Source organism: Enterococcus sp. BWR-S5 (assembly GCF_016745255.1).
In the GTDB taxonomy this organism is placed as follows: Bacteria; Bacillota; Bacilli; order Lactobacillales; family Enterococcaceae; genus Enterococcus_L.
This window is the reverse complement of record NZ_JADOEQ010000011.1, coordinates 1-12,089: the sequence shown is the minus strand read 5'-3', so window position 1 is coordinate 12,089 and position 12,089 is coordinate 1. Positions and strand designations below refer to the sequence as shown.

8 protein-coding genes and 1 pseudogene are annotated in these 12,089 nt (G+C 37.1%); 8 read left to right on the top strand and 1 reads right to left on the bottom strand.

Annotation, left to right across the window (positions count from 1 at the left end; all coding sequences use genetic code 11):
- Window positions 1-939, bottom strand: a complete 939-nt coding sequence (locus tag IW510_RS12895) for an AAA family ATPase (RefSeq protein ID WP_202060297.1) — start codon at window positions 937-939, stop codon at window positions 1-3.
- Window positions 940-1,268: 329 nt separating this feature from the next.
- On the opposite strand from IW510_RS12895, the gene IW510_RS12890 reads away from it, so the two are divergent.
- The 8 genes and pseudogenes from IW510_RS12890 to IW510_RS12855 form a co-directional block, all read left to right on the top strand.
- Window positions 1,269-2,036 (top strand): LytR/AlgR family response regulator transcription factor, encoded by a 768-nt coding sequence (locus IW510_RS12890; protein ID WP_202060295.1) that lies wholly within the window; start codon window positions 1,269-1,271, stop codon window positions 2,034-2,036.
- A gap of 2 nt (window positions 2,037-2,038) precedes the next feature.
- A complete protein-coding gene (locus IW510_RS12885; RefSeq protein WP_202060293.1) occupies window positions 2,039-3,376 on the top strand; it encodes a GHKL domain-containing protein in 1,338 nt (445 codons plus the stop codon).
- Window positions 3,377-3,398: 22 nt separating this feature from the next.
- Entirely contained in the window at window positions 3,399-4,280 is an 882-nt protein-coding gene (locus IW510_RS12880) for a hypothetical protein (RefSeq protein WP_202060291.1), read from the top strand.
- 536 nt (window positions 4,281-4,816) lie between these two features.
- On the top strand, window positions 4,817-5,956 hold the full coding sequence (locus IW510_RS12875; RefSeq protein WP_330932655.1) for a tyrosine-type recombinase/integrase: 1,140 nt from the start codon (window positions 4,817-4,819) through the stop codon (window positions 5,954-5,956).
- A gap of 258 nt (window positions 5,957-6,214) precedes the next feature.
- Window positions 6,215-6,904, top strand: coding sequence for a winged helix-turn-helix domain-containing protein (locus IW510_RS12870; RefSeq protein ID WP_202060287.1), 690 nt, complete (start codon window positions 6,215-6,217; stop codon window positions 6,902-6,904).
- Window positions 6,905-7,008: 104 nt separating this feature from the next.
- On the top strand, window positions 7,009-7,752 hold the full coding sequence (locus IW510_RS12865; RefSeq protein ID WP_202060285.1) for a winged helix-turn-helix domain-containing protein: 744 nt from the start codon (window positions 7,009-7,011) through the stop codon (window positions 7,750-7,752).
- A 158-nt stretch (window positions 7,753-7,910) separates the two neighbouring features.
- Complete coding sequence (locus IW510_RS12860; protein ID WP_202060283.1) at window positions 7,911-11,888, top strand: isopeptide-forming domain-containing fimbrial protein; 3,978 nt, start codon at window positions 7,911-7,913, stop codon at window positions 11,886-11,888.
- Between the two features lie 21 nt (window positions 11,889-11,909).
- Window positions 11,910-12,089: pseudogene (locus IW510_RS12855) on the top strand (LPXTG cell wall anchor domain-containing protein); the annotation flags it as partial.

Sequence of the window (12,089 nt, the reverse complement as noted above, 5' to 3'; positions counted from 1 at the left end):
TCATCTCCTAACTGGTACAGGGACTCGTTTAACAATCTGTTCCAGTATTCCCAGCACTACCTCAGTAGAAGTACTCCTGCTTTTCAGTAATAGACGATGCCCAAAGGTCGCAGGTAAAACGTGCTGTAAATCATCAGGAGTGACAAATGTCCGTCCATTAACGAAGGCATAGGCTTTAGCAGCTTGCAAAAAGGCAACGGCTCCTCGAGGACTTACACCAAGTGCAACACCATCATGATTGCGAGTCGCATGAACCAGCTGCAATGCATAGCGTGCAATTTGAGGATCAACGTAGACGTCGGCTACAAGCTTCTTCATCTGGGAAAGCTCTGCTGCTGTCACGATTTGGCGAATCTGATTCAGCTTATCCTGTTGATTGTTCAATAATAAATCCAATTCGTCTGAGAATTCAGGATAGCCAATATGCAATCGAAAGAGAAAACGGTCCAGCTGTGCCTCAGGTAAAGGATAGGTACCTTCATATTCAATCGGGTTTTGAGTTGCCAGAACAAAAAAATGTTCATCTAATGGGTAGGTATGGTTATCAATTGTTACGTGATTTTCAGACATTGCTTCCAATAGAGCTGCTTGTGTTCGTGGGGTTGTTCGATTAATTTCGTCTGCAAGCAGTATAGTAGTAAAAATCGGTCCTTGATGAAATTCAAATGTTTGTGCTGCTGCATTATAAACCGAGATACCAAGAATATCGCTTGGTAATAAATCCGGTGTAAACTGTATACGGCTGAATGAACCGTGAATGGCTTTTGCCAAGGTTTTAACCATCATCGTTTTACCGACTCCGGGAATATCCTCGAAAAGTACATGGCCGCCTGCCAAAAAGGCGGTGACGGTTAGCTGAAGTACTTCCCGTTTGCCAAGAATAACCTTTTCCATTTCGTTAATCAGCTGATTGAGCTTTTCATGGGCTGATGAATGCATATACTTTTCTCCTCCTTTTATGCTATGTGACTTATATATTCAAAGTAAACAATTAGGTGATTTATTTTTACATTAATAGATAGCCCCTCAAGAAATTATGATACGAAAGAATAACAGCTCTTTCTTTAAGTGGTTTCTTTTATTCTATAGATATCGTTCATTGACTTCAAGTGTTTTTCAAGTTGTAAAGAGAAGATTAAGTTTTAAATATTTTTGAAAATAAACACAAATTAATTTGATTTTGTTTAAATCGCAACTCGGGTTTAAAGCTATTAGCGTATTAAGGAGAGTATAATTGAAAGGCGGTAATTACAAAGATGAGGGGATGTATGATGAAACTATATATATGTGAAGATATTCATTTGGAAAGAACAAGGATTGAAGAGGCTGCTCGTTCGGCAAAATACGAGCTGAAAGAAAATCATATTAATGATATCAAGGTGTACGATCATCCGGATGATTTACTGAAGGAAATAGAAGGGGAGTTTAATATCTATTTATTGGATATTGATTATGGGTTAGAGGTTACAGGGATTGATTTAGGCAAGAAAATTCGTGAAAAGGATTATTACGCAAAGATTATTTTTTTAACAGCCCATAAAGAATTGGCCATGGACACCTTGACTGCCAATATCGAGCCCTTTTCCTTTATCTACAAAGGAGACGTCTCCGATGCCGGGGCATTGAAACACAAGTTATTGGAGATGTTCCTTAAAATCACTGATAGTTATATTCGGTGGTGTAAAGAATTGGAAGAGGAGGAGGTTATTCGTATTAGCGATCAGAAACAGGTGCGATTGATTCCCAGAAATAAGTTCCTCTATTTGGAAAATTACTCAAGAGAGAGGAAGGTAAAGGTACAGTTAACAGACGAAACTTTTTTTGTAAATAATTATTTAGGAAATATGAAAGAGTTGTTTGATTCTGCTTCATTTTATACGGAGGCACAATCGATGATTATCAATCCGATAAATGTGGAGGAACTGAATCCACAGGATCTGTATATAAAATTTAAATCAGGCCATCTGATTTTTGTAACAAAAAGCTTTATGAAAAGAATGAAGAAGAGAATGGCTGTCCTTGCAGGAGGTGTATAAGGATGGAATTTTGGTATAACTTAGCGCAGAATGCAACATTATTCGCAAGTCCTATTATGATTGAAGTCTTGTACGGCAAACAATTGGCTCGCAAACAACTTATTAAGTGGAACCTTATCTTATTCATCGTCTCCATCATTAGTATACGGGTACAATATTTGGGTATGGAGCTAGAAGACTGGGTTAATTTTCTACCGATTGCGATGCTATCAACTTTAACTTTAAATGTGATTGTGGCAAAAAGATTTTTAGGCATATCATGGAAGCTGTCATTTGTATTGGCCAGCTTATCCACTGCCCTCTATAGAGCTGTATATGCGATTATTGGGAATGTGCTTGACGATTTATTTCCTAGTCAGCTAGATTGGGCTATCTTTTTTAAGGAGCCACAGCTTTTTGCAACGAGATATCTGCTGATTGCGCTATTGATTTATAGTGTCATTCTCCTAATTTCTGTGGATATAAGAAGAAAAAGTGAGAAGGCAAACTTGTTGGACGTCTTAACCAATTACCCATCTTCGATAACAGATGTTATACTATGTGTCTGTTTATTGGTTTTTATCATCACTGTTGGTCGATTGTTTGTTATGGATAATACGTTTTATATTTCTATTGCTGTAACTTCCGGAGTGTCAGGTGCAGTGTACTTTTTTTGCAAGAACGTTATGTTGACTCAAAAGAAAGTTATCGAGCAGCAAGCATATTTTCAAAATTTAGAGCAATACAGACATTCCGTTGAAACGGCTCATGACGAAGTGTTCATGTTTAAGAAAAGGTATTATGATATCTTATCAACGATTGATTCCTATTTGGTTGCTGAAAATCTTTCAGGACTAAAAGATTTTTATAGAGATACCATTTCGGAATCGGATTACGAACTGAATGAATACACGAAGAAACTGGGAACAATCAGTAATATAAAAGAAGACTTTATCAAAGGAATTCTTTTTTCAAAACAACAGGAAGCACAGCAGCGACAGGTTTCATTTAACGTGAAAGTATTAGAAAAATTTCAAGCAGATACTAAGGACCCCGTAAAAATTATTCGGATATTGGGAAACTTATTGGATAATGCAATTGATGCGGCTGAAATGACAATGGAAAAAAAACTTGATATAGTCTTTTTCATAGACGAGCATGGACAAAGAAAAATCATTATTTCTAATAGTCGTCAGCGTGAGGCTATGAATATTAGTGAATTGAAGCAGCGGGGGAAAACAATGAAGGAAGAGCATTCCGGTATCGGTCTTTCTAATATAGCGAAGCTATGCGATTTTCACACTCAGGTGGAATTCAAGCTATTAGATAATCAATTTGTATCAACAATAACCCTTAGCTGAGTCGATGATTGGAGGTAGAAAAATGGAATTTGGAATAAACGTTTATACGTATAGCATGATGTTAGGCAGTTCATTATTGCTGGGGCTTCTATCTGTTGAGCGACTGAATAAAAAGAAAATTTTGCTGTGGACGGTATCTTTGCTGCCTTTTCTATTTATTGGTGTGATGATAGGGCGTAATTTTGGTGAAGCGGAACAGTTCATTAATTTGAAGCTCTACTCCTTTCTATTTATGTTAACTTTTAATACTATGCTGTCAAAACTGCTTCTTTCAATTTCTTGGCTGACGGGTATAACGGTGGCTACAATTTCCTCTTGTTTGTATTACTCTATTTACCAAATAGCAGCTTATCTTTTTCAACATCTGGTATTAGATGGGGCAGCTGAGTTGGAGCAAGCAAGAGAGGCCTTCCCATACATACTTCTGGCTATAGTTCTCCAAGTTCTTCTTTTAGGAATAGGCATGTACGTTAAGAGAAGGTTAAAGAAGGAGGAACTCTACAAATTTTTCATGAAAAATGAGCGTTCTAGTGTGGAGCTTCTTTTTGATCTATTTGTTGTCGTTCTTTCCATTGCTGTTGCACAATTATTTACAGTAGAAGAAAATATTTTTTACGGTGTAAGCGCAGCGGTAGGAGGATTTTTAGGTGTATATCTATTTTGTAGAAATGTTCTGTTATCAAGGAAATATGAAGAAGAGAAGCAGAGATACTATAAGAATATGGAAGAATATAGTCAACGGATTGATGGAATCAATCAGGGGATTTTGGATTTCAAGCATGATTATCATAATATTTTACTTAGCCTTGATTATTATTTGGAGTCGGAAAATATGGATGAGTTAAAACAATATTATCAGAAACATGTTTCTGCAACGATTCATGAATTGGAGACGAAGGATTAATATAATGGATAGACTGGTTTCACTTATACTAAAATAGAAGCTTTCCTTATCGATATAAAGAAAGCTTCTATTATATATAATAGCAAGTTGAATAATTAAAAAAGACCTGAATGTTTATGTAAAAAAACACTCGGGCCTCTTTTTATGTCTGCTAATAATCAAAATTACAAAAAATTGAATCTACATTACAACAATCAATCATTTTAAGAATGAAATGAAATATAATTGATGATGTAAAAGAGATGAAGAGATGAAGAGATGTAATTTTTTTCGTAAATGTATCAGTTTTGAGAAAAAACGATTTTTATACCGTTATTTTCCGCAAGATATCTAACTCAAATAAAATATTAACTCAAAAAATGAAAATAGTCTATATAAAAATCGTGTGTTTATTTTCATTTTTTTACGTAATTATTTCAAAAAATGAGAAAAATGAAAATTTTCGTGAAGTAATATACTAAAAATAAGATATTTTGTACTTATGTTTTATACATTTAGTCAGCCGTCAATCAAGCCGTCAAATTTTAAGTAAGGAAGTGGACACTTTGGCAAAAAAAGGTGAGAACATTTATAAAAGGAAAGATGGTCGTTATGAAGGACGATACATCAAAAATAGAAATGAAAACGGAAAAATCATTTTCGGCTATGTCTATGATCGAAAATATAGTGTGGTAAAAAAGAAATTAAATTTTTTGAAGTCGCAACATAGCTACCTGAACAGAACACAACGAGATTTTCAGGGAAAACTCTCAGATTGGCTGAATTACTGGCTGGAATATGTTGTGAAAAATAATGTCAAGATTACAACATACACCGTTTATTCAGGACGAGTAAAGAATCATATTATTCCATTTCTAGGTGAAAAAAAAATGACGACTCTTGATACACGAGAAATCAATGCGTTTATCCGCTGTCTTCAAATGAAAAAACTTTCAGCGACAACTATCAAAGGAGTCATAACAGTACTAAAATACTCACTAAATCAAGCGTGCAAGGAACAGTATCTGATGGTAAATCCCTGTGAAAATATCCAATTGCCTAAGGCACAGCAAACGCACATAGGCGCATTGACCATTGAGCAGCAGCAAAACCTGGAGCGATTGGCTTTACAGGAGAAAGGATGTTCGCCGGTTATCCTTTCTTTATATACAGGAATGCGAATCGGTGAAATAAGTGGTCTGAAATGGTCGGACATTGATTTTGAAAAAAATGTTATTCATATTCAGAGAACACTACTTCGCATCCATTATGACGACTCGAAAAACAAGACTGAGCTGATTCTTAGTTCACCTAAAACAGAAAGCTCCAGACGTAGCATCCCTTTGGCTGTAAATCTCAAGGAATACCTGTTAGAAAAAAGGGCATATAGTACCTCAGAGTTTGTTATCAGCTGTAAGCACAGCTTTGCAGAGCCTAGGGTTATAAATTATCGCTTCAAGAAAATTCTCGAAAAAGCGGAACTTAATATCCATTTCCATGTATTGAGACACACCTTTGCTACTCGATGTGTCGAAAAAGGAGTTGATATTGCTTCCCTGAGTAAGCTGTTGGGACACGCCTCAATCAAGATGACATTGGACACATATACTGACTCGATGTGGAAAAACAGACAATCTGCAATCTCACTGATAGATACCAGTCTAAAATTTAACAGCTATGAAAAGAAGGTTTCGTAATCTAATTACGAAGCCTTTTTTTTGAGAAAAAATTGTTTTCAACAGTCCTTATCTTTTGCTGCTAGCCGTCACTTGAACCGTCACACTCTTTTTTTATGTATAATTTCTGGTTTCTTTATCGTTTTTTCTCAAAACTGATACATTTACGATAATAATCAGCAGATTATCTACAGAATTAAATTATTTCTTATTTTAAATGAATACATTTCTTTTTACAAACGATTGGATTAGTGAGGAAAAAGAGAGGGAAAAGAAGATATGTTTAGTCTTGATTGTATATCACTTACGAATGATGAGAAGGAAAAAAAGTATATTGAGCAATTGACTTCTTTGAACGTAAAGGTGATGAATAGTAATCCTTTTCATGAATATGAGATTTCTGATGAAGCAGATGGAATCATCATTTTTGAAAAAGATTTGAACAGTGCTGGTGAAGTATGCAAATTCATTATTGAGTTAAAAAGAAGAAGCAATGCTTTACTTTGGGTGTTTGTCACAAAAGAAATGAGCTCATCTAAACTATTTTATCTTCAAATGGGTGCAGATGTCGTTTTCTCTTATGACTCAGATGTAAATGAAACAATTTTAACAATAATGAATGGTTTGAAAAGATATAAAGATGCGGAAAATGTATTAGAACAACCGCATACTGCTTCAAACAAAAAAGATTTTGCATTGAATCCTAGAAATTTGAGTATTAGTAAAGAAGGAAAAGAAATTCCTTTACCCAGGATAGAGTATAAAACTATGGAGCTTTTTCTGGACAATGTGAATAAGGCTCTTTCTTATCAAGAAATCTATAAGGGCGTTTGGGGAACAGAAGAGAAATATAGAAAATACCGAGTAGCGAACGTGATTTTCTATTTAAGGAAAAAAGTAGAAGAAGATGCACTTGAGCCAAAGTATATAAGAACGGTTCGTTCGAAGGGCTACATGCTTACCGTATAGAACCGTTTTTATAAAGCAACAGCATTAAAAAAAGCCATTGAAAACATACGCAAAGTAATTTTGAAGCTATCATTTTTAAATTAACGAGAAATGATGCGTTGGAAATGAAAAAAATTAGAAAGGGGCGTTTGCTAGTGGAAACTTTAGGGATTGTAAACATAACAGGAACGCTGAATGAAAAATACATAGAGACGTTGCGACAGGATGATTACCGCATTGTTCCGATAGAGTCGAAAACCAATTTGAACACCTCGCTTAATCAGGTTGATGGGGTCATTATTTTTGACGAAGAACAGAAGAATGTAGGTGAAACCTGTAATTTGATTCTGCAAATAAAAGGTGCAGCCATTCCATATGTTTGGACGCTTTCAAAGGAAATACCGGAAATTAACCGCTTAGTCTATTTACAACTAGGGGTTACAGGAAATTTTCATGAGGAATGCGAACCGGAGGAGCTGCGCCTGATTATTCGAAACACATTGATGAGTCGGAAGGTACAAGAACCTTCTGATGCCAGAAAGTCTGATGTAATAGAACATCATGCTGATTTTCAACTGATAGAGAAGAACAGAAGTGTAAAAATTGCAGGAAATAGTGAAATATCACTCACTAATCTCGAATATCAATTGGTAGACATGCTGTTTAGAAGTAATGGGAAAGCAGTAACCTATGAAGAGATTCATGACGAAGTATGGGGAGAAAAACAAAAATTTTCCAGAGCCAGAATTGCAAATCTGATGTTCCATCTGAGACAAAAAATGGAAATCGATCCGTTATATCCGAAGTATGTCAGAACAGTTCGGTCAAAAGGCTACATGCTTGACTTATGGGACTCTTCAGAAAAATAGCAGTTTTTTATCAAATGTATGTATTTCATTTCCAGAAACGGTCAGGGTCAAAACACAATATGAAATCTAATGATCTTGTTCCTTTGAAGGAGATTGAAATAAATCGTATCTCTATCTAAGTGATAGAATACACAAATTTTGAGGGAAGGAGGAAAAAAATGAGAATAGCAAAAAAATTCTACTTTGTGTTATGTCTTACAATAGCTGTATTTCTAATTGCAGGGATTTCAAGATTTGTAACTGTTGACAAGATTCAAGCAAATGAGTCAAATTACGGTTTGGAAATTGTTGATTCAAATTACAAAAGTACTGATTATCTGCAACTGAAATTAACTGTGCCAAATGCAAAGAAAGAACAATTAAGATTAGAATTTGATGAAGTAAGTGACTATGATGTTGAATTATTTGCTGATGGTCTTAATGAAGCCAATCAGAAGAAAGTATCTGTAAAAGTAGATGAATCTGATTATTTGAAGGGAGTAGAACTGGATTTTTCAGGTAATGGAGAAGTATTTTCTGTTACTTTTGTTGTACTACCAGATAACGAGTCAGCTTTAGAAACTGGATCTGTTGCTATTAAAAATTCGAATGGTGATATTCTTTCATCTATTACTTTCGACACAAATAGTGATATTGTCAGTAATGACGATATGACAGAAATGGAAGGGCAAGTTGAAGTAGCTGAAGAGAAAATACTTGATTCAGAGCTGCAACTATCCTCTATGAGTGGGATTAGTCCACTAGCAATTGATTTGCCGACACCTACCAATCCTGTGGATGTTAGCACATGGTCAGAGCTTCAAACCGCTTTAACCAGCACAACAATTGACTGGATTAATTTGAAAGCAGACATTAGCTTTGGCGCTGCTGTTACAGTAACAACTTCAAAAGTTATTAATGGGTTGGATGGAGCAACTAAGCGTTCACTGAATTTTTTAGGAAGAGCAGTGACTCTAGGTACCGCTTCAGCAGGAAGCTTTGTTGCGTTACAAGATGTCGATATTAGTGGGACGAATACTGCTGCAATGTTTACCAGTGGTACGACTCCTAGTGCCAATTGGGAACTTAGAATGAATAACGTAAATGTTGTTTCAGGCAATGTTTCAGCACTGTTTAGCGGCGTTCAATCCAGTGTAGTAATAAGTGGTGAATCTAAACTGAATATTACAGGAACTGGAGCCTTGATTACGGCAAAAGATTTGAAAATAACAGATAAAGCAAAAGTTGATGCAGAATTAGGAGGGATTTTCTACCTAAGTGCTAGAGTGGATACTACTCTAACTGTAAATGAGGGCTCAAAGTTAAAAGTCAACAGTTCTGGAAACACTAACATTATTCATGTAACTAACACTGCTAATTTCAAATTTGACGGTGATGGAACAGAAGTTACTTTAAATGGTAATTCAAGTGGTGGTGGTGCCTCGGATGCAATCATGTTATTGAGATCTGGAGCTGTAGTTAGTACGATTGACGTCACTCAAGGGGCTAAGGTTAATGTAAACTCATTATCTGAGCCTAATGGTTCTCCGGCAGTTTTGATGGAGAGTGAAGGTGGTAAATTTACTGTTAGTGATAAGAGTGAGTTTAATGCATACGGAAAAAATACTGACGGTGGATCATTAGCAGCAACGGTTCGTTTCTATGCACAAGGCGGAAATGTTTTTGAAGCAAAGACAGGGTCTAAAATCTCAATCATTAGAGATGCTGGAAATCAATCAGCGTTAAGAATGTACTCTAATAATAATGGTGTAATTGTTTCCGGTGGCTCAGATTTCATATTGAAAAGTGCTGGAGATGGAACACCAAGAGATCCTGGTAGTAATGGAAGGAATCAAGGGATTCAGTTCCGTAATGGGAGTACAAGCGAAACGAGTTACTTTAAGGTAACTGGTGAAAACTCAAATGTTTCTCTTGAAGCTGGATATGGAACAACTATTGATTGCGATGACCAGTTGCTAGATGTTGAAGTTGGTGAAGGAGCTTACTTTGTTGTACGTGGAAGAACAGCCTCATCGAATACTGGGGTATTTAGTTCAAGAAGAAATACAACAAAATTTACCATGACGAAACCTAAATATTTTGACTTCCGTAATGATAGTTCTGGTGGCGGATTGATTTTTGAGAATTTAGAATCCTACCGAGTGAATGCAAGCTTAACAACCTATTCAACATTTGATATGACAGGTTCAGATTTATCCGTTTGGGAAGATGGCGTTGATTTGGACGGTAACCCCAGCAAATCATGGACTATACTAAACAGTACTTGGACTGGTGATAACTACTCTAAAGGAACAAGTGATAACATCGATTTCAATAGTACCTTCAAAGGGGCACCTGCTTATTCAAGAATGACTGCGAATAACCAAACTGCGGTGATTGATGAATTACGTGTACCGACAAATGCAGATAAATATATCTGGGGACATGCAAGTGTACCGGAAGGAAAAGGTGAAGAGCCAAGGGACGCATACACCGATGAAGTTTTTGTCAGAGTCAGAGTTTATCGAAATGGTAATTCTGCTGATTATTATGAAACGGTAGGAGCTTCTATCGGTGACGATGGCGATGATGATGGAATCTCTGTCTATGGCGATGATCCAAGAGCGGGAATTTTCAAAATCGATGTACCGAATGATGAGTTCTTAACTAAAAATGACAAAATTGAAGTAATCGGTGCTTGGCGAGGACTGAAAGAAAATGAAGGAAGCGAGAAAGTGCATACAAGTACTGCTTCTGATTTACAGGCCCCCGACAGAGTCGTTTTAGATGTTACACCACCGAATCCAACATCATTAATTGGAGCAACACTAAACAATGCAACTAAAGTATTGTCAGGTGAAAATGCTGAAGCTGGTGCATTGGTTCATGTTTATTATGATTCTGGTGATAGTGCAACAGGTACCTTATTAGGAACAGCTATTGTAGAGTCAGATGGTCGTTGGACATTCAATCTTCCACATTATGTTGAGAAAACAAAAGAGCTTAGCATCTATTTATCTGATGATGCCGGACAGCACACCGCTGCTCAAGTAGTTTCTGGGACTGGGGCAACGACTGAATTGTACGATCAAGTTGGTTTGATTAAACCTCCTGCTACGAATATCAGTACAGGAAATATTAATCCATACAATGATTATGCTTATCATGATGCTGTTTTCAAAGGCGTAAATAAATACACTGCTAAAGATGTGATTCCAGACAATCCAAGTTTAGAAAAAGTCGCTGCTTCCAGCGGTGGTGCGACAACCTCTGTTGGTGATACGTTAACGTATACATTGACAGGTAAAAATGGCAAAGCAGATTCAGAAGATTGGGCCAATGTTGTATTGGAAGATACATTACCTGAAGGTCTTGATTTTGACACAGCTAACCATGGCATTACGATCAAAACAGTCGATGCTTTAGGAAATGAAACAGATGTTCCGCTTGAAGCAGATTCTTTTGAGTACAACCCAACAACACGTCTATTGAAGATTAAAGTTGGAAATGTACCCGCACTAAATGGCTTTATCGTGACTTTCGAGGCTACAGTGAATCGAGAAAAAATTGGTCAAGATATTCTTAACACAGCTGAGGCAAAAGGATTTTCTCCACAAGAGGATAAAAATCCGTTTGTACCAGGACCAATCGATCCAGATGGACCATTCAAGCCGATCAACGTATCTGTGAGTAAACCTGCTGGTTTACCGGGTGGAGAACTTCTTGGGATTCTGGAACTAAGTTCTGCTCCAGATGTCATCAACTTTGAGAAACATGCGTTGACTGTGAATGATACGCGTGTGGAAGAGCCTGATTTAAGTGCACCTCTGACGGTTTCCGATAATCGCGGCAATCGTACGAGCTGGACACTGACAGCGAAGCTGACCGATGTGATGGCGAACACCGATGACAGCACGAAGATTCTGGCGGATGCCATCAAGTTTAACAATGGAACGACGGAAGAATCGCTATCACTTAATACAGAACTTACAATTAAAACCCATACACATACAGCTCCAGTAGATTATGTCGTTAGTGATGACTGGAGTGTTGGTGGTGCGGGGCTGAAGCTGGAAGTTCCTGCAGGTGGTGTACCAAAGCTTGGGAAATACAAGGCAGAAATCACCTGGATTCTAGGCGATACGCCGACACCTTAACGAAAGAGAGGACACACACACATGAAGCAATTTGTTACAACCGTTCTTCGCCTCTCTTTGGTGGCAGGACTTCTGCTGGGCTTTGCCATGCCTGCTCACGGTGCTGAAAATGGGAAAGGTGTTCAGACCAACGGTATCATTGAGTTTTATGAGGAGACCGTTCCAAGCTCCAGCGAGCCGGAACCCAGCTCTGAACCGGAG